Source organism: Bacillus sp. BML-BC051, from assembly GCF_019656175.1.
In the GTDB taxonomy this organism is placed as follows: Bacteria; Bacillota; Bacilli; order Bacillales; family Bacillaceae_G; genus Bacillus_A; species Bacillus_A mobilis.
Genome location: NZ_BPLI01000044.1, coordinates 40,146 through 58,574 on the forward strand (window position 1 = coordinate 40,146; position 18,429 = coordinate 58,574).

18 protein-coding genes, 4 pseudogenes and 1 other annotated feature (1 of these 23 cut by a window edge) are annotated in these 18,429 nt (G+C 35.0%); of the genes and pseudogenes, 5 read left to right on the forward strand and 17 right to left on the reverse strand.

Annotated elements, in window-relative coordinates; translation table 11 throughout:
* Window positions 1-166, reverse strand: a binding site (T-box leader) (it extends 49 nt beyond the left edge of the window).
* A 40-nt stretch (window positions 167-206) separates the two neighbouring features.
* The 9 genes from K5S59_RS18055 to K5S59_RS18095 form a co-directional block, all read right to left on the reverse strand.
* Complete coding sequence (locus tag K5S59_RS18055) at window positions 207-983, reverse strand: class I SAM-dependent methyltransferase (RefSeq protein ID WP_120449928.1); 777 nt, start codon at window positions 981-983, stop codon at window positions 207-209.
* Window positions 984-1,032: 49 nt separating this feature from the next.
* A complete protein-coding gene (locus K5S59_RS18060; RefSeq protein ID WP_000063705.1) occupies window positions 1,033-1,467 on the reverse strand; it encodes a BrxA/BrxB family bacilliredoxin in 435 nt (144 codons plus the stop codon).
* A gap of 83 nt (window positions 1,468-1,550) precedes the next feature.
* Window positions 1,551-1,934: a thiol-disulfide oxidoreductase DCC family protein gene (locus tag K5S59_RS18065; protein WP_000634876.1), complete on the reverse strand. Its 384-nt coding sequence runs from the start codon at window positions 1,932-1,934 to the stop codon at window positions 1,551-1,553.
* Window positions 1,935-1,937: 3 nt separating this feature from the next.
* Window positions 1,938-3,065: a conserved virulence factor C family protein gene (locus K5S59_RS18070; protein ID WP_000692567.1), complete on the reverse strand. Its 1,128-nt coding sequence runs from the start codon at window positions 3,063-3,065 to the stop codon at window positions 1,938-1,940.
* A gap of 132 nt (window positions 3,066-3,197) precedes the next feature.
* The gene (locus K5S59_RS18075; RefSeq protein ID WP_000982034.1) at window positions 3,198-3,533 is read right to left on the reverse strand and encodes a single-stranded DNA-binding protein; all 336 of its coding nucleotides are present in this window, start codon (window positions 3,531-3,533) and stop codon (window positions 3,198-3,200) included.
* A 159-nt stretch (window positions 3,534-3,692) separates the two neighbouring features.
* Entirely contained in the window at window positions 3,693-3,947 is a 255-nt protein-coding gene (locus K5S59_RS18080) for a DUF4318 domain-containing protein (protein ID WP_000975144.1), read from the reverse strand.
* A gap of 153 nt (window positions 3,948-4,100) precedes the next feature.
* Entirely contained in the window at window positions 4,101-4,832 is a 732-nt protein-coding gene (locus tag K5S59_RS18085) for a Bax inhibitor-1/YccA family protein (protein WP_001260655.1), read from the reverse strand.
* Window positions 4,833-4,907: 75 nt separating this feature from the next.
* On the reverse strand, window positions 4,908-6,803 hold the full coding sequence (locus K5S59_RS18090) for an ABC-F family ATP-binding cassette domain-containing protein (protein WP_000783185.1): 1,896 nt from the start codon (window positions 6,801-6,803) through the stop codon (window positions 4,908-4,910).
* On the reverse strand, window positions 6,800-7,447 hold the full coding sequence (locus tag K5S59_RS18095; protein ID WP_000165960.1) for an HD domain-containing protein: 648 nt from the start codon (window positions 7,445-7,447) through the stop codon (window positions 6,800-6,802). The genes K5S59_RS18090 and K5S59_RS18095 overlap by 4 nt, the downstream gene beginning before the upstream one ends.
* A 109-nt stretch (window positions 7,448-7,556) precedes the next feature.
* Between K5S59_RS18095 and K5S59_RS18100 the strand changes: the two genes are divergently transcribed.
* Window positions 7,557-8,264, forward strand: coding sequence for a hypothetical protein (locus K5S59_RS18100; RefSeq protein WP_220784077.1), 708 nt, complete (start codon window positions 7,557-7,559; stop codon window positions 8,262-8,264).
* 319 nt (window positions 8,265-8,583) lie between these two features.
* Here the strand turns inward: K5S59_RS18100 and K5S59_RS18105 are convergent, their stop codons facing one another.
* Both K5S59_RS18105 and K5S59_RS18110 read right to left on the reverse strand, forming a co-directional pair.
* Window positions 8,584-8,709: a hypothetical protein gene (locus K5S59_RS18105; RefSeq protein WP_000709342.1), complete on the reverse strand. Its 126-nt coding sequence runs from the start codon at window positions 8,707-8,709 to the stop codon at window positions 8,584-8,586.
* A complete protein-coding gene (locus tag K5S59_RS18110) occupies window positions 8,706-9,779 on the reverse strand; it encodes a response regulator aspartate phosphatase (protein WP_000109859.1) in 1,074 nt (357 codons plus the stop codon). The genes K5S59_RS18105 and K5S59_RS18110 overlap by 4 nt, the downstream gene beginning before the upstream one ends.
* 649 nt (window positions 9,780-10,428) lie before the next feature.
* Here K5S59_RS18110 and K5S59_RS30465 point away from each other — a divergent pair.
* Both K5S59_RS30465 and K5S59_RS30215 read left to right on the forward strand, forming a co-directional pair.
* On the forward strand, window positions 10,429-10,743 hold the full coding sequence (locus K5S59_RS30465; protein WP_268914546.1) for an exosporium leader peptide-containing protein: 315 nt from the start codon (window positions 10,429-10,431) through the stop codon (window positions 10,741-10,743).
* 13 nt (window positions 10,744-10,756) lie between these two features.
* Window positions 10,757-11,221: a hypothetical protein gene (locus tag K5S59_RS30215; protein WP_232289206.1), complete on the forward strand. Its 465-nt coding sequence runs from the start codon at window positions 10,757-10,759 to the stop codon at window positions 11,219-11,221.
* Between the two features lie 957 nt (window positions 11,222-12,178).
* On the opposite strand, the pseudogene K5S59_RS30220 reads toward K5S59_RS30215, so the two are convergent.
* From K5S59_RS30220 to K5S59_RS18130, 3 pseudogenes are all read right to left on the reverse strand, one after another.
* Window positions 12,179-12,304, reverse strand: a pseudogene (locus tag K5S59_RS30220) (DUF6262 family protein); the annotation flags it as partial.
* Window positions 12,305-12,592: pseudogene (locus K5S59_RS18120) on the reverse strand (N-acetylmuramoyl-L-alanine amidase); the annotation flags it as partial.
* Between the two features lie 224 nt (window positions 12,593-12,816).
* Window positions 12,817-13,217 (reverse strand): annotated as a pseudogene (locus K5S59_RS18130) (DNA-binding protein).
* A 268-nt stretch (window positions 13,218-13,485) separates the two neighbouring features.
* On the opposite strand from K5S59_RS18130, the gene K5S59_RS18135 reads away from it, so the two are divergent.
* A complete protein-coding gene (locus tag K5S59_RS18135; protein WP_001068926.1) occupies window positions 13,486-13,692 on the forward strand; it encodes a hypothetical protein in 207 nt (68 codons plus the stop codon).
* Between the two features lie 127 nt (window positions 13,693-13,819).
* On the opposite strand, the gene K5S59_RS30225 is transcribed toward K5S59_RS18135, so the two are convergent.
* Window positions 13,820-13,942, reverse strand: a complete 123-nt coding sequence (locus K5S59_RS30225; RefSeq protein WP_259653018.1) for a DNA translocase FtsK — start codon at window positions 13,940-13,942, stop codon at window positions 13,820-13,822.
* Window positions 13,943-14,609: 667 nt separating this feature from the next.
* Between K5S59_RS30225 and K5S59_RS18145 the strand changes: the two genes are divergently transcribed.
* Window positions 14,610-15,026: a hypothetical protein gene (locus K5S59_RS18145; protein ID WP_000990557.1), complete on the forward strand. Its 417-nt coding sequence runs from the start codon at window positions 14,610-14,612 to the stop codon at window positions 15,024-15,026.
* A 543-nt stretch (window positions 15,027-15,569) separates the two neighbouring features.
* Here K5S59_RS18145 and K5S59_RS18150 read toward each other — a convergent pair.
* Together K5S59_RS18150 and K5S59_RS18155 are read right to left on the reverse strand one after the other, a co-directional pair.
* On the reverse strand, window positions 15,570-17,531 hold the full coding sequence (locus tag K5S59_RS18150) for a M6 family metalloprotease domain-containing protein (RefSeq protein WP_001188940.1): 1,962 nt from the start codon (window positions 17,529-17,531) through the stop codon (window positions 15,570-15,572).
* Window positions 17,532-17,856: 325 nt separating this feature from the next.
* Window positions 17,857-18,231, reverse strand: a pseudogene (locus K5S59_RS18155) (tyrosine-type recombinase/integrase); the annotation flags it as partial.
* Between the last annotated feature and the right edge of the window lie 198 nt (window positions 18,232-18,429).

Sequence of the window (18,429 nt, forward strand, 5' to 3'; positions counted from 1 at the left end):
ACCACTTTCCCGTTTATAACGAGGACAGGGTGCCTCGGCTTTCTCTACTATTCGTTCAAGAAGCATCTCCGAAGTGCGCTTCGTCTTTTTCTTCCGCACTAGGCTCACACCATCCCTAGCTCGCTTTCCTTCCAAAAAAGACTACTCTCTTCATCACAGACAGTATATTTAATTAATTATTGCTTATTATACATCTTTTCAAACAATTAGCAAGGCTCAATTACACCAAAGTGAAACTTAGCACTTTTTCTTTTGTATACGTGAAAATTATGTTTTTCAAATCTAGAACTACGGAAATGATCTTTCAGAACGACACGCTTTCTCGCCACACGCCTCGCTTCCGCAATTGTTTCATCAGTAATATCATGATACAAAGCGAAGTGTTTTAATCCTTTTATTCCATCTGATTCTATAACAGTTTCTTCAAACATTGGATCAAGGTAAACGACATCATAACTATTATCTTCACATTGTTTTAAAAATGCGTAATGCTCCGTTTGCTTCACATCGATTCGTTGCATTGCTTCATCGATTTCAGAAACGGATGAAGACCATGTTTTTAAACCATTTTCCATAATATAAGCCATATATTCATTGCCTTCAAGTCCCGTTACTTTTCCGCTTTCACCAACAATATAACTAGCTACAATACTATCTGATGCCATACCGAGCGTACAATCTAGCACTGTCATTCCACTCTCTAATTGCGTGGCTTGTACAAACGGATCGTGTTCTCCGCGCATTAACCTTTTCACACGAAACATCGCTGAGTTTGGATGAAAGAAAAACGACTCTTCCGTTCCTCTTGGATAAATTGCTAATCGGTTTTTCCCTACAACAAGTACATCTTGTTCATACTGCTCATGTAGTTTATATACTGGTATGTCATTACGTTTAACGAAAGAAACATTTAATTCTGCTGCTACCTTGTTTGCATAATCTGTCATTTCTTTGTTCGTTCTTCCTGCTGTTGTTACGATCATTTTTTCACCTCTATATAAAGAAAAGAGGGAGATTTACTCTCCCCCTTCTTTAGCAATTCTTTTCGAAAGCTTGTTCTAAGTTTGTAATAATTTCGTCCATAGTTGCACCTTCAATTTCATGACGGTGAATGAAGTGAACAACTTCTTTTCCTTTTAACAATGCCATAGATGGTGAAGATGGAGGAATTTCTCCGAAGTATTCACGCATTTTTGCAGTAGCATCTTTATCTTGGCCTGCGAATACAGTTACAAGATGATCAGGTTGTTTTTCAGCACGAACAACTGCTTGACCTGCTGATGGACGTGCTAAACCAGCTGCACAACCACAAACTGAGTTTACAACTACTAAAGTTGTACCTGCCGTGTTTTCCATAAATTCAGTTACAGCTTCTTCTGTAGTTAACTCTTCAAACCCAGAACGTACTAATTCTTGACGCATTGGGATTACCATTTGGCGCATGTATTCTTCATAAGCATTTGACATCTTGTAATCTCTCCTTCAACTTTCATTCCAAATTCATCATATCACGCTCTATTAATAGGTGCAAAAGAAAGATAACGATGATTTCATTTTTTTGTAGGGATTTCACAAACCCCTTCACGACAGTGTCCAACTGGAACAAGTTTTCTATTGTTAGCAATATAATCGTATACTTTACTTCCAAATCCGAGTACGATAGACAGTTTTATAAAAGGAACGGCAAACCAGTAAGATGGAACGGCCTTTGCTAATACATGTATGCTATGAATTCCGTCATACCACTTATTATTTTTTAAAATATACAATCTTTGTTCCATCTTACTTTGTAGTTCTTGAGAAAGTTCATACTTCTCAACTACATCTTCATCTCGAAATGAAACAAATTTCATCTTACCCTTTTTATCTAATTTTTTCGTACGTTCTGCAACCGCCGTACACATCGGACACCAGCTATCATAGAAAACAATCATATATTATTCCCCTTTACGAGACTCCGTCATTTGTTTCCATACAGAACCTTTTGCTTCTTCTCCGCCTTCAATACGCTCTAATGCTAGACGCGCTTGCATCGCTACTTCAAACTCTGAATCATCTTGCGCTGCTTTTAATGCCGGAATTGCACTTTCATCTCCAAGTTCAAATAAGAACATAGCTGCACGCCAGCGTACTAATTTACTTGGATCTTTCAGAGATTTAATCATAACGAACATCGCTGCTGGATCACCTACGTCAGATAAGCAATCGCCCGCTGTACGGCGAACACTTACTGAACGATCTAATAACGCTTTATATAATAACGGCAATACTCCATCACCTTTTACCATACCTAAATACGCTGTTGCTAAACGGCGGATTGAAACTTTTTCATCGTCTAACGCCATCTTCAGCACTGAAATATCTTCTTCCGTCGGATCCATTTGTTCTAATGCTGCAAAACGGTTTTTCCAGTCAGCATCTTTCATCATCTCTTCTGTTACTTTATATGGCTCACGCTTTTGAATCGTTACTTCAACAGCACCTGCTTGGTTTAATAATTCTTTAACTGTTTCATTTACACGTTCTTCTGAATAAGCAGCAACAATCTCTTCTACTACTTCTTTTCCGATTTCTTCAAAGTTACCGTAACGTGTACTTTGTTCCACCCATTTACGTTCTTTTACAACGTTTGGTGCAGACATTTGAACTTTCATAATTGATTCTTTAAAACGATCTGGTAAGCCAACACGTTCTTCCGATGTTCCATCTGTTAACTTTACTTGCATTGGAATTGTAAAGAACATTTGAACAAACACTTTCACTTCTCCAAAATGAGCAAGTTGTTGTTCTTCACTTTCTTCTACTACCTCTTCGCCGAAAACAGCACGAACTTGTTGTAATAAAACTTTCCAGTCATACTTCGCATTTCGCTCCACTGCTAAAAAGTCGGCTACATGATATACACCCTTAATGCCTTCAATTTTCAAAATTTCTTGCACTTGCATTGGTGCTTGTTCTTTATTTTCATTTGTATAATTATTACGCGCTCCTGATGGTAATACTTCATTCAAAATAACTTTCATTGTATTTGGACTTGGCGTAGGTTCAATTGCTTTAATCTTCACGTAAAAAACTCTCCTTTATTGCGTGTTCTTACATGTATTGTAACATGTTACCACTCTATCCTCCTACTCGGATGCTTTATTTTGCTGATTTCTTTCCACCATCATACTTTAATTTCCTCAAGTCCCATCTTATTATGATGCACCCTCCCGCCTTCTCTCCAAAAATGTAATGCTCTCAATCAGAACTTCCGTTATATATATTCTCTTTCCTTGATCATCCTCGTAATTCCTTGTATGAATACGTCCAGTAATTCCAACAAGAGACCCTTTCGTACAATATTCAGTTACATTCTCAGCCGATTTTCTCCAAACGACACAATTAATAAAGTCCACTTGTTGTTCACCTAAACTATTTCGAAAACCTCTATTCACCGCAACACATACTCGTGCATAAGCCACACTTTGCTTTGTGTAGTATAATTCTGGCTCCTTTGTCAATCTACCGATTAATACAACTCGATTCATCATAAGTTATACCACCTCACATATTTTTCTTCATTGTAAAGAAAAATGTTTGAAGGGTAAAAAGCGTAAAATAATATATTTTATAGTAAAAAATATTATTTTTATATCTTATATAAACAAAAAAGAAACCTTACATATTTAAAACATGTAAGGTTTCAAAATTTATACTTCACTGCAGGATATGTAATATCCACCGCGAGCCATCTTTATTTCAACGCTGTAAAATACACTTCCTAAATAAAAAGTAATCGGTTTAACTTTACTCTCAAATTTTAGTCTTTCATTACATTCAGCCGCATAGCCTTCTATTGCTGAAGTAATAACTTCTGATGATGGATACGTTAAAGCATTTTCTAGTTCTATGAAAAAACTTTTAGAAAATAGTTTTTTCATAATTCCTTTCTTCTCTTTCATCATATTCCATCCCCCTTCAATTTGAATCACCAACAACCATATTATACCATTACCAAAATTAACCTGCATTAACAGGCAGTATAATCCTCACTGATTAAAATTTCACTCTATCTTTGAAAATAAAAAAATCCTGCATTTTTCATGCAGGATTTTTTATTAGTCATTTTTCGTAAAGTAAGAAACGAAACGAAGAATTTCTAAGTATAACCAAACTAATGTAAGCATTAGTCCCATTGCAGTGTACCACTCCATATATTTCGGAGCTTGACTACGTACACCATTTTCGATTAAATCGAAATCTAGTAATAAGTTTAATGCAGCAACTACGATAACAACTGCACTAATAATAATGCCGATTGTACCACCTTGGTGAATGTACGGAACCGTTACACCAAACATGTTTAGTAGAAATACGACTAAGTACATAACCATAATTCCAAGTGTCGCTGCCATCACGCCTGTACGGAATTTATCCGTTACTTTTACTACGCGCGTTGCATATAACACTAACATTGCAAATAGAATTGAGATTGTTAGTAATACAGCATTTAAAACGATAGAATCGCCAAATTTCATTGTATAAACCGCTGAAATACTACCCAATACTACCCCTTCTACCGCCGCATAGATTGGTGCACCAAAAGGTGAAATACGCGGGAAGAACATAGACGCAAATGCGATGATTGCCGCAACGATTAAAGCACCAATTAATACTGGCATCTTCATCGTCCCCTGCATCATCTGTATGTATGAATAGACAGACGTTGCAAGTAGCAAGATAAGCATAATAAACGTTTTGCCTACTGTTCCGCCAATCGTCATCGCAGAAGCGCTTGCTCCCTCTTTACGGAATGCCTCTTTTTTCAACATTGGATTAGATGTTCTCATTTTTCCCCTCCTAAAATAGGTTCTACCAATAGTGTAAAGTTTTTCTCTTTACTTTTCAATATATGCAGCTTGTTTTTATTTTAATCCTTCAACGATGTCTGATAGTTCACTCCATCTTTCCATCGTTTTTTCTAGCTCTTCTTCTGTTTTCTGCTGTGCTTCAGATAATTCTTGTGCCTTTGTGAAGTCAGATCCAACTTTCGCAAGTTCTTCCCCAATTGACTCAATTTTCTCTTCTAGTTCGGCAATTGTATCTTCAATTGTTTCCCATTCACGCTGCTCATTGTATGAAAGTTTACGTTTACGTTGTTGTTTCGGAGCTTCTTCTACCACTTTTTTCTCTTTTTGAACTTCCGCCTTCTCAATAAGTTCTTTCGTCTTTTCCATTTCTAAAAAGTCCGTATAACTACCTAGGAATTCACGCACTTCGCCTCCGCCACTAAAGATGAACAATTCATCTACTACTTTATCTAAGAAGTAACGGTCATGCGATACAGTTAAAACGACACCTGGGAAATCTTCTAAATAATCTTCCAGTACTGTTAATGTTTGTGTATCTAGATCATTCGTAGGTTCATCAAGTAAAAGTACGTTTGGTTCTCCCATTAAAATACGTAATAAATATAAACGTCTTCTTTCACCACCAGATAGTTTACCAAGCGGTGTACCATGTGAATGCGTCGGGAATAAGAAACGTTCTAGCATTTGAGATGCACCAATTACTTTTCCATCTGTCGTATGAATAACTTCTGCAATCTCTTTAATGTATTCAATCATACGCTGATTTAAATTCATCTCTTCATTCTCTTGCGTATAGTAAGCAACTTTTACAGTTTGTCCTACTTCAACTTCACCACTATCAGGAGCTAACTTACCTGCAAGCATATTTAATAGAGAAGATTTTCCGCTTCCATTCGCTCCAATGATTCCGATACGATCTCCTGGTTTCACAATATGATTAAAGTTGTGTAATACCGTTTTATCACCGAATTTTTTCGTTACATCTTTTAACTCAAGTACTTTTTTGCCAAGGCGACTTCCGCTAAGCGCAATATCAACTGACTGTTTTGCAGCTGGTCCTTCTTGACCTTTTAACTCATCAAATCGTTGAATACGTGCTTTTTGCTTTGTCGAACGAGCTTTTGCACCGCGGCGGATCCATGCTAGTTCACGGCGATATAAGTTTTGACGTTTTGATTCTTGCGCAATTTCTTGTTCTTCACGAAGTGCTTTCGCTTCTAAAAACGTACTGTAATTCCCTTCATAACTATACAGTTTTCCATTATCTAATTCGAAAATACGATTCGTCACACGATCTAAGAAATAACGATCATGGGTTACAAGTAATACCGCACCTGTATATCTTGCTAAATATTCTTCTAACCATTCCACTGTTTCATGGTCAAGATGGTTCGTAGGCTCATCCAAAATTAATAAATCAGGTGTTTCAATAAAACATTGCGCCATTGCAATACGCTTTTTTTGTCCACCAGATAGGTTTCCAACAGTTGCTGTAAAATCAGTAATTCCTAATTTCGTTAATAACGATTTTGCATTCGCATTTGCTTCCCACGCACTCATTGCATCCATACGTTGCTGCACTGCAAATAATTGTTCCTGTACTTTTTCATTACTTGGATCTTTTTCGATATTTAATAACGATTGTTCATAATCACGAAGAAGACGAATTAAAGGTGTATCACCATGGAACACTTGCTCTAATACTGTTAGTTTTTCATCAAACTCTGGTTGCTGTGATAAATAACTAATTGTATACCCACGTGAATGCGTCATATCACCTGTATCAGGAGTTTCTAACCCTGCAATAATTTTTAATAATGTCGATTTACCAGTACCGTTTACACCAATAATTCCGACACGTTGTCCTTCTGTAATACTACATGATAATCCATCAAATAACGGTTTTTCTCCGTATGATTTCGATAAGTTTTCCACAGTTAACATTTTCATATTTGTGCATTCCACTCTTTCATAAATTGTTCAATAAACTGTTCCATATAACGATGACGAACTTCAGCCTCTTGTTTTGCTGCGTTCGTGTTCATTAAGTCTTTTAGTTTCAAAAGTTTTTCATAAAAATGATTTAAAGACGGATCGTTATTTTTTCTATATTCATCTTTCGTCATCACTTCACGCGGAGGAATAGTTGGATCATACATTAATCTCCCTTTCGCTCCACCATACGCAAATGTGCGAGCTATTCCAATTGCTCCAAGTGCGTCTAAGCGATCCGCATCTTGAACAAGCTTCCCTTCAAGTGACTCCACTTTACCGCCATAACCACCTTTATAAGACATATTGGCAATGATATGAAGAACATGTTTACTTTCCTCTTCTCCCACATGTAATTCTTCTAACCAATCAGAAACTTTTTTCATTCCTGCTTCTTCGCTTTCATTTAACTTCTCATCTGCCACATCGTGAAGTAATGCTGCCATTTCAATTATAAAACGATTTCCTCCTTCTTGCTCGGATAAAGAAATCGCCAGTTTATGTACGCGTTCAATATGATACCAATCATGCCCACTCGCATCTTTTTCTAAAATATGTTTTACAAAAGTAATTGTTTTTTGAATCTTTTCTTGTTTTGTCATTTTATCTTCACCCAGTTACTTATTGTAACACGCCCGCATTTTTTCATCACATATTTTCTTGTCCGCCCATACACTGAGTGGTAAGCATCATCATGAAGGAGGAATAAATATGTTCTATAATAATCAACCGCCTTATCCACAACAACCATTTTACCCTCAGCAACAGGACCAAAGATACACAGAGCAATATGAAGAACAAGAGCAACAATATGAACAAAATCCATACGAAACACCGCAAAATCAAGAGCAACAATATCAGCAAAATCCATATGTAGCACCACAAAATCAAGAACAACAATATCAGCAAAATCCATATGTAGCACCACAAAATCAAGAGCAACAATATCAACAAAATCCATATGCAGCACCACAAAATCAAGAGCAACAATATCAACAAAATTCATACGCAACTCAGCCGCAACAACCGCAATACCAACAACAAATGTACCAACCAAACTACGACGCGCGTGTCTCACCACCTAAACCACCAACAATTGATCCAACGCAACCACAAATCTTACCACCAGGACCAACATTTGATATTACACAGCCGCAAATCTTACCGCCTGGACCGATTACAGAACCAACACAACAACAAATTCAACAAGTTGTCGGTACACAGTTTTTACCTTTAAAGAAACCTGTACTAGATTTCGTAAAACCTTGGGTAGATTACGGTTTAAATGAAGCAAAACATACATCGCACAAACATGCTTTAACTGAAGTTGCTGCGATTATGTTTTTAGTTGGAAAAGGATTCAATCCGACGATTGCACATTATATTGTTGAATCTTGGGAGAAGAATGAGCAGTTTTAGGATTGTTTATTTGATAAAATATAAAAAACACAAAAGTGCCAAACCCCTTATACCACAAGGGTTTTGGCACTTTTTAATATCTAAAACAAATTTTATTGAAATAATTATTTTTATAGATTTTCATACTTTTTTATATAGTACGTGAACAAAATGTGAGCAAATATGTGAACATATACAGTACAAAATCACACCTTTGTATACACATTTTTAGAAACATCTTACGTTTATCAAACAATAACCGAAAGACGTACCCGCAACCTCATCATATAAATAATAGATATTAAAAAGAGGACACTATAAGCGCCCTCTTCCTTAGGTTTTAAATATGTTCTCCATGATCCATAAACACTTCAATTGCTTCGTTTTGTGGTATGTCTTTTACATTAGTAAGACCAAAAGTAAAAACAGCGGATAACATCATCATTAATACGATTGCTTTTTTCATTTTAGCGCCCTTCTTTCTATGCTCTTTTTGTCTGCATCTAAAGCTATGTGCAAATACTTGCTTGCTTTTCTGTGATTTTCTGAACCATAGAATATTTCACCTAAAAGAGAAGCATATTCTTTTACCCAATCATATAATTCTTCTTTTTCAAAATACGAAATACCTTCTATGACCACATTTTCTAATTCTTCTTGCCGTACATAGTTATGTACTGCTTTTAAAATTCGGAAATGATGACGATAACATAAGTCGCTAATCTTATAGCCATTCTCAATATATTCATTAGCGATATGACTATAACCTAACTTAAAATGTTCTCTTGCTAAAAGAAACATAGTTTTAGCGTTATTTTCTAATGAATCCTCTAAGTGTTTAATTGCTAACTCTGGCATGTTTTGACTTGCGTATAAAAGTCCTAAATTATGCTTAACTCGTTTAATAAGAAGTTCATCATTAGATTTTTGGAAGGTACCTAGTGCTGAAAGTAAATATTCCTCTGCACTTTCGAATTCATTTAGTCGTATGTGTGCCATCCCTAAAGTATTTAAGCATGCTGCAGTTTTTAATTCATACCCTGGACTAATTGAAAATACTTCATTCGCCTTTGTAGCAAATTGAACTGCTAGGATCGGTTTTAATACGTGATAGTAATGGACTGCAAGCCAATAATTAAATTCAGCTTTTTCAATTTCATCATGCATATACTCTAAAAACGTTTCAGCTTTTTCAAATTGCATTCTTGCTTCACTATGATTTGCTGTATTAATAGCGTAAATTGCTTTAAATAAATGATGATAGTACTCTAAAAATGTTTCTGTAGACTCTGGTAAAGGCTCGATTTTGTCCAGAATATCTTTTGTACTATCCATATCCCGAATTAGCAGGTTATACCGTGCATTCAATAAAGCGTAGTAGACTAATATTGTTTGGTCTTCCTTAATATTATTGATTTTATTTGCAATATCTTCTTTTATTTTCTGAGACTGTAATACACGTTGTGAAATCATAGCTTGATACCAGTCGTTTAATAATTTTGTGATTTCTTCTTTAGAAATAATGTCAACACTCATCTACTTCTACCCCCTTTTGTTAAATGTTACCATGACATACTTGTTTGCATAAACAAGTTTTTGAATATTCTAACTTGAAAAACTTATTTTTGAATATTCATGTTAACAAAATGGTCCCTTTTTAAACCTCAAAAAGAACACATATTCGTTTATAGTGAAGTTAAAAAAAACAAAAGTGAGGTATTACATCATGGAATATAACGGCTTTCCTGCAGTACGTGGAAGAGGTATGGTGAAATGGAATCCTTGTATTATCAAGACCTAAATTGTAAAAACCATAAAAAATATGGGTTTCTACATATTATATATGACTAATATGTAGAAACCTTTTTACTTCTTGCTAAACAAAAATCACCTTTTTTGGAATCAGTAAACACATTGAACTAAAAAAATGAGGGTTTATCTGTATTTTTTATACATTTATAAAAATTCCATACCTGTCTTATTATAAACAGACCGTTTTTTATGATAATGATGAGTTACTATTTACTGAAAATATTTTCTATTAGTCCATTTAATAAATGAACCGAATGAAAGGGTTACCATAACTTATAGGGAAATTGTTGACACACTTCTACATAGACTAATGTAGAGGTGCAAGCTGTTTCCTCATCCAAGGAATGAGTGTATTTTGTTTGGAGGTAATAATATGTTCGATAAACCAAATGAGCAAAAAAAATGGGAGGGAATTCAGGCTGCGGCCTTTAATCCTAATCTAGTGGGGCCAACACTTCCAGCTATTCCTCCCTTTACTTTCCCAACAGGTCCTGTAGGACCCACAGGTACTACGGTTTTAACAGGAGTTGGTGCTCCAACATGCGCCATTGGAGATTTAGGGGATATTTACATTGACCTATCCACAGGTATCACGTATTATAAGCTCTCTCAGCCAGTTCCTCCGATGGTCAGAGCTATTCCAGCTCCTACCGGAAACACAATCAACGCAAACCTATACGACAATTGATGCAGCTTTAGCTGTGGCTAATAACGGTGACAGACTATTGCTTGATGCTGAGACTTTTATAATTACATCCACTGTCACTGTTAATAAATCAGTAACAATTGAGGGGCAAGGAATAGGGGCAACTACCGTTATTACTACATTGAATACTGTAATCTCTATGTTTAATGTTACAGTATCCAATGTTATTTTCCGAAACATGTCTATCATCCAAAATTTCCCCTCTGTTTTAGGAGTTGAGTCTGTTATTTCAGTTAATAATTTGTCAGCAACAGGGATATATATCAATAGTTGTGAAATTTCAGTATGTGAACTCGGTATCGCTATTGTAGCAACTGAGTTTCAAATAACAAATTGCAACTTTACCTATGCACCTGCTGCTTCACCTAACAATGGGTATTTCTATATCATTATTTCCTCTACTTCAGGGCAAAGTATTATTGACAGTAATACCTTTGTCTCTGATTCAGGTAACACATGATGCAGATTTATTATCATCACTAATATAACTGTTAATTCTGGGACATTACAAGGGAATTTAATAGTAAGCAATAATAATCAAGATAATTCTTCTCCTTTTACATTGAGACATCTATTAGTAATTGAAGAATTTGTTGGTACAAATTTCGGGTTATTTCTTCTAAGCAATACAACAGTTAATGAAGGAAATGTACCTGTCTTACTGTTTAATGCTAATTTTAATATTTTTAAGTTTATTGAAGTTATTGGAAACAGTGTTCAAAATACCGCCGGAAAGGGAATTATCGGAATTGACTCGAGTTCTACCGGTCAAACACCTATTTTCAGTTCGAGTAATACAATTGCAAACCAATTTTTCACTGCAGGGTGGGCTTCTGCAACTGTACCAGCTAGTTTTATTGTGGGATATAATACAACAGTAATCTCAGAGGCACCTAATCTTCCATTAACTAATTGTTATTGGCTTATGTTGATCTGATAACGTATAGATATAATTTAGAAATGTAATATGTTACTATGACCCAAACGAGACCTCTCAAATATTTGAATAGCATTGTAGAACAAGAGTAACACTTTATTAAGAAACGTGTACATTCTATGTTAAGACTAAGGTCTTTTCGCATATATATCCATTCTTGGAGAAGTAAAAAGCACATATATGATAAAAAAGAACAGATTGATTTACGTGATTAGTTTGTTCAAAATCAAAAAGAATTAATTTATCAAATATTTAGGTTAACAGCATAACATACAATTTTACTAGAAATATATGTTCTATATTTTCTCTTTTCTTTGTACAGAGTTGGTATAAACTAGCTGATTCAATTGATCATCCTTCTGACCAGAAAAGCTAATATGATCAAAGGTATAGGGGAACTTGTGTGAAGTTTCCTATACCTTTAATTAAAAGAGTGATAAATGTTAAGTGTGTACGATAAAATTACATCTTTCTATTTACTTATATCCGTTGGTATACATCTGCGTATGCTACTTTTAATTGATTCCGTAATTGTTTGTTTTCTTCTTCTACTTTCCTAATTCTTCGCTTTAACGATTCTATAATTATATCTTTATTATTGTCAGTCTACTTTACATACACATAGGCTTCATTTGCAGTTACATAGTATGTTGTGCCTTTACTGTTGTGTACTTTGTATTGTGGTGAACCATTAACAGATACTTTAGCATCAATAGTAAATCCAAGTCCTTCATCTACCGTTCCTGCTACATCTTTATCAGACCAAGAAGCAGAGTCATAGAAACGAAGGTCGTCCACTTTAGAAACAACACGTTTTCCGACTACAGAACTTGAAGTATTAGTTTGTTCCCCTTCATATCGAATGTAAGAAGGGGTGTTATAAATCCATTTGTTTTTGAGACACTAGTTTTCGGACAAACGCAGTTGCAATCCACTTAAAATACCATTAATTAGTTCAGTTTCTTTTTCATTGGATTGAGTTAGCAATTTATCGATAACTTTCTAATCAGAATAAGCTAACAAAAATGAAGATATATAAGCTAATGCATTTACATATTCTGTAGCATCTTTACTATCATTATTTGCATGAGCAGTATATTGTACATTTGACAATACCATCACCCCTTACAATATTTGGGTTGTGTTGAGTTTGTTTCGTTTAATTGGGAGCATTCAAACCATACTCTAAATCTCTCATTATCTAAAATCCACGTATTGCCGACCTTTTTGGATTCAATAGCACCTGCTGCACATAGATTCTTTATATGACCAGGAGAAAGGCCGTTAATAAGATGAGCATCATTAACACCAATAACATTATCTAGCGCTGCATATGGTTTCAAATTAACATCTTCCCATTTAACACCATACATCCCTATACCCATTTCATTCATTTTTGTTTTATCTGTCATTCTCTCTAAATGATCCAATACAATAACATTAATTCCCATGTAACTGCATCAGATAAAACTCGTGTCTTTAACTCTGCTGTTAAATCATTTAATAATTCTAATTCCATATGTATCACCTCATAATAAATGCAACACGTTTGCGCTTATCTTTCCTTAACAACAAACAAGACGCCACCCAGATCACGGCAGCGCCTGCTCTAATTGCTATACACATGTTTGTTCTAAAAATAAAACATCCCTAATGGACACATCATAAGATTAGTAATCGTATTTTCTGTTCGTTAATTATTATGTTTATAGGCCTAGATTGTGCACATCTATATTCAGTGAGCGCATACCCTATTACATGAATACTACTTCAGGAGTGATTATATTATGAATCCTTTACCGATGAGGATTGTTGTAGCTCCAGCTTCTGCTTGGCAACATTTACCTCAATATCCTTCATATGATCAATATGGTATGCAACCTGGGCATATCCCCTTTACTCCTACAATTGCGCCTTCTCCTGTAATATACCAATATCATTATATTTTTCCAGCATTGTATTTCCAAGAGTTTCACGGTACATTTAACATCTAATCTAAATAGAAAAATATCCGTTATCTGTACCATTGATGAGTCAATTCATGTTATACCTAAAACAGTATTTAAATACGTTTAATGTGTAATTTCTATATAACAAAGAAAAAAGCACCCGTTTTGGATGCTACTCTTTAATTAATACTACTCTTGGTTTATTTCCTTCATATGGACCAATAACTCTAGTCTCTTCAAGACGATCAATAATCTTTTCTGCACTAATATAATCAACTCTAAATCTACATTGAATCCGAGTTACTTATGCAGCTTGTTAGCTTCTTCTATAATGTTTCCCTGCAATTTCATCACTTAAATGTGTTTCCGTCATATAAATTCTACCCCCCACACAAATAATAAAAAGCGCACGAATGGACGCTTTGATATAAATTATTAATTTGTACTTCAATTACGGTAAATGAAGTTTTATCCTTCTTCCAATCACCTAATATTGCTGCATCAATTTGTTTGCACTTTATTAAGTAACTGGAAGAAGAGCAAAAGCTCTCCTTAATAACGGTATCATTCAACCACTACCATCTGCTGGTTTCGGATTTTATGTGTCGTCATTACGAACCGTTTAGAATTTTAAAAACAACATAGCGAGTTGTGTTTTCCGCCACTTCCCACAATACAAATATAACACGTTAATTCCAAAATAACCGACACATTTCCTGCCAAAAAGCGGTCATAACTCTGCCAATAATATTAAATTCCCCATCACTACTGGAAATAAGTTGCGATGAAGAACTTCTCTATAATTCAGTGTTTCTTATGTTACAACTGCCTGTACACCTTTTGTTTAATGTTAATAAGATATACAGAAAGTACTTTTAATAGGAGATGATTTTATGTCCAGTTATAAATCAACATGTTATTAAAGAAAAAATACGATTACTACAGGACCTTTTCTAGTTCCAGTGAATGCTGCGGTTGGACAACCAAATAATAGGCTTGTAATTATCCTTAAGAATCCAACAAGACAATCGCTAGAAGCTGATGTGGTAATCGAGTTTTGTCCTCCTGTACAAATCTCAGTTGAAGGTACACCACTCCCCTTTATAACTACTGAGAATGAAAGACCTTTTCTCGAAGGGCTTGGTCTAACAATTATACCTCCAATGAGTTGTACTCGATTAGAATTTGATATTAGTTCTTTTGTAAACGGAATCCTTTATGTTAAATCTACAGGTGATTATTTAGTAGGAGAACGTCCATTACGTGGAAAACTTGAAATTGAAGTTGTTGGTGGATCAGGCCTTTCTAATCCTACAAATCCTGGTCTTTCCGTTGCAGATCCTTCTATGGTATTCCATTTTGCTGATTTCATAGTTTAAAAAATAGTAATAATTTAATCTATAAGTATCAGTTACACTGTCTAAGACACAAGTACAGTCCCCTACTAAATTTCATATCAATTACATTTCTCACATCGTTATTCTAAGTTTTGTAGCATCTATACTTTTCACTTTGAATATAAGATTAATGTTGGGACATCGTCATGAGAATATAATTCACTTGGTAAATCTAAATTCTCCTAACGATGTCCCAATTATTAATTAACCTCATAAAATTTGCTCTACTGACTTACCCATATCTTATATTGTGTGTAACTGCCCCCTTCTCTGAATCCCTTGGTATCATTGAATTTATAATACTTTCTTTTTTGAGTTACATAGTACACAATTTATGAGTAACTGTAAGGGTTACCACCACATTGCTATTAAGATATGAATATAAATTTTATCAATCCATGTTTTTCTTTTGCATATTGGCTAGTATAGAACAAAAAGGTTATCAAATGCTGAGTAAACTCTCAGCGGATGATAACCCTTTGAACTAACGTATCAATGATTTAATTAGATAACCTCACAAATATATTATTGAACCACTCCAAATACATTAATTTCAGCGGCACTTGTCCATGGATTGTTGTTTACCTCGCTTAATGCACGTAGTTTAATATAACGACCTGTCTTATTTGCAAAGCTGACCTCTTTCAAATTAGTATTGTTTGCAAAAGCACCTACGGATACAGCTGTTCCCCAATTCACTCCATCACCACTGACGTAAAACTCATAGTCCTTAATCGTTCCGTTTATTTGTCCGTCTTGTCTTGGCAGGTAGCTGAATTTGGAAAGGTCATAGGTCGCACCTAAATCAATTTGAATCTCGTGTGGCATTGGAGCTACAGGACTCCAATTGGTATGCCAAAATGTATCTTTGTTTCCATCAAAGGCATACGTACCTAAATTGTACCAATTATAGCTGTCTACATATTTTAAAGTCCAATTTGTTTGCGGAATCCAATTAGCTTCTTTTTTTGTGACTGCTACATTCATAGCAGAATTACTTGTACTTGTAGTTGTAATCGTTACTCCTGATTTTTCTCCCGTGTAGGTATTACTATTCGGATTAGTGTCTGGACCAAAGGTAGCAGCATGATTTTGATTCGTGTAATAAAATGGGTCTTGGTATTCACTGATTGATTGCTCTATATCAATGAAAGGATGCGGATCACTGGAATTATTATTCATAGATTCATCAATATGCCAAACCGCAATACCACCAGAATTTGTTGGTAAGCTCGCATCATACCCAACCTTTGCGCGATTCTCAACTAAAAAATACGTATTATCCTTTAAAGGAATCTTTAACACATTATAGTTATTTGGGATTGCATTTAGAGTAAAGTTATTAGTGGTATTTACTACAGTTGGTGTTACAAATCCCAGTTTTACCTTTGACCAAGCATCCATATGATCTGGGGTAGTTCCATACTCTTCCCCTTGAAGACTATTCCAAGCTCCATTCCCCATTATACTTAGACTACCTACACGGTTATTGTCACCATATAGATCTGGAAGACCAAAAGAATGCCCTAACTCATGAGCAGGTATACCAATTGTCGCCATATGACCATATTGTTTTTCACCCTGCGCTGTATACATGCCTGATACTGTAACACCATCGTGAATTGTATTAGGAGCATATGACTGATGCGCCCAAATGTTTGGAAGTGGCCCCCCACTAGCCTGTTCATTACCAGCAAGAAAACTTACAATGTAGAAGCCATCTTTAGAGTCAACGACTTGATCATTATTAGTATCAAGACTAGCAAAATTCACTTGAGAATCAGCTTTAGCCAGTGCATCTGTTATAACCGTACCCATACTTTTTCCCGATGTACTCGGATGAGCGTAATCTAATTTCACTTTAACCACTCCATCATTTTGAGTACCATATGTTTCAGGAGCTGGAGTTATCTGTACTTTTCCGTTACTTACTTCATTATAGTAATTCTTAACTGACTTTTGATTTGTAGAAAAGAATTTGTTACTCCAATCGTTATCGTTATATGCAATATCAACATCTGTAAACCCAATTAACAAAACAAGTAATTTTTTGTTTCCTAAAACTGGAGTGACAGTTCCATCAATATTTTTTGGTGATTCTTTTTGTAATTTATTCATGTGCTCCTGTTTTTTCTTTGCTTGAGGGTTGTAATTCTTTATCCATTTGTTCAAATTGTTCTCATTTACCGCCATCGAAGGCTTCTTATCAATTTTATATTTTTTCCCCGTCGATTTCAGTTCATCTGATGTAAGCTCCGCGTAATTCCAATACCCCTTCTGATCTTGTAAAAGTACGTCGCCATCCTTTGTACTTACCCAATGGAACCATTCATCTCCATGTAACGTGCCCTCAAAAGATTCGCCTGAAGGCTGCTTCATTTTGACAACTCCCTCGTATGCTGGTGCGGCAAAAGCATTCGTTTGAACATACAAAACACAAATCAAAGAAAAAACGGACATGAACAGGAATTTTAAAATTCTTTGCATAAACTTTCCCCCTTTTTCAATTGTGTGTGGAATATTCTGTTGATTGCCAGACTAGATTCATACATGGAATAGATCGACAGATACATTTGTATAACACTAACAGAATACCTTTAATTATAATTACAGGAAATTGAAAAAATGTTAATTTTTATTCAGATAAATATTTTCTCAAGATTATCGAACAGGAGTGATGATGATAGTTCTTCAGAGAACTAATATTTTTCTGCCTAAAATGGATCTTAACGTAACCTGCAAATCTTTTGCTGTGGTGATCCCGTCCCAATCAGACTAAGAATTTAAACTATCCTAAAAGAAAAAGCAATGATTAAATTTTAAACCTAGTCATTGCCTTATCCATTGCATCTTGATTTACACCTATATAACGTAACGTGACCTTCTCTGACGAGTGATTAAATATCTCCATGAGCAATGCTATGTTTTTTGTTTGCATATACATATGATACCCATATGTCTTTCTCAACGTATGTGTCCCTATTTCATCTAACCCAAACTCTGCCGCTGCTCCACTTAATATCTTATATGCCATGCTACGACCGATTGGACGATTCCTGCCTTGCCTACTTTGTAATAAATATTCATTGTCTTCTCTGTCTTCAATAAACCATTTAAGTTCTCTTTTTAACGCTGCAGTAATTTGTATTCGTTTCTGTTTCCCTGTTTTCTTTTCTCTCATAGATATAAATGCGAAATGATTTTGTTCACGCTGGAAAAGAAGTTGATTTTTTAAATGTATTTGAAACTGATAATAATACTAATCACTACTTTATACTTAGACAAACAATTGCTAAGTTACTAATAAACTTTAATCACTTTGATTCATTATTAAGTGAAGATGATAAAGATACGAACAGACAAAAGAAATGGCAAAAATATTTAG

Bases quoted from the DNA above. Each gene is read 5' to 3' on its own strand.
- K5S59_RS18110 (WP_000109859.1), bottom strand. From the start codon at position 9,779: ATGAGTGTTGACATTATTTCTAAAGAAGAAATCACAAAATTATTAAAC.
- K5S59_RS18150 (WP_001188940.1), bottom strand. From the start codon at position 17,531: ATGCAAAGAATTTTAAAATTCCTGTTCATGTCCGTTTTTTCTTTGATT.
- K5S59_RS18100 (WP_220784077.1), top strand. From the start codon at position 7,557: ATGTTCTATAATAATCAACCGCCTTATCCACAACAACCATTTTACCCT.
- K5S59_RS18060 (WP_000063705.1), bottom strand. From the start codon at position 1,467: ATGTCAAATGCTTATGAAGAATACATGCGCCAAATGGTAATCCCAATG.
- K5S59_RS30465 (WP_268914546.1), top strand. From the start codon at position 10,429: ATGTTCGATAAACCAAATGAGCAAAAAAAATGGGAGGGAATTCAGGCT.
- K5S59_RS18055 (WP_120449928.1), bottom strand. From the start codon at position 983: ATGATCGTAACAACAGCAGGAAGAACGAACAAAGAAATGACAGATTAT.
- K5S59_RS18090 (WP_000783185.1), bottom strand. From the start codon at position 6,803: ATGAAAATGTTAACTGTGGAAAACTTATCGAAATCATACGGAGAAAAA.
- K5S59_RS18085 (WP_001260655.1), bottom strand. From the start codon at position 4,832: ATGAGAACATCTAATCCAATGTTGAAAAAAGAGGCATTCCGTAAAGAG.
- K5S59_RS18105 (WP_000709342.1), bottom strand. From the start codon at position 8,709: ATGAAAAAAGCAATCGTATTAATGATGATGTTATCCGCTGTTTTTACT.
- K5S59_RS18135 (WP_001068926.1), top strand. From the start codon at position 13,486: ATGAATCCTTTACCGATGAGGATTGTTGTAGCTCCAGCTTCTGCTTGG.
- K5S59_RS18065 (WP_000634876.1), bottom strand. From the start codon at position 1,934: ATGATTGTTTTCTATGATAGCTGGTGTCCGATGTGTACGGCGGTTGCA.
- K5S59_RS18080 (WP_000975144.1), bottom strand. From the start codon at position 3,947: ATGATGAAAGAGAAGAAAGGAATTATGAAAAAACTATTTTCTAAAAGT.
- K5S59_RS18095 (WP_000165960.1), bottom strand. From the start codon at position 7,447: ATGACAAAACAAGAAAAGATTCAAAAAACAATTACTTTTGTAAAACAT.
- K5S59_RS18075 (WP_000982034.1), bottom strand. From the start codon at position 3,533: ATGATGAATCGAGTTGTATTAATCGGTAGATTGACAAAGGAGCCAGAA.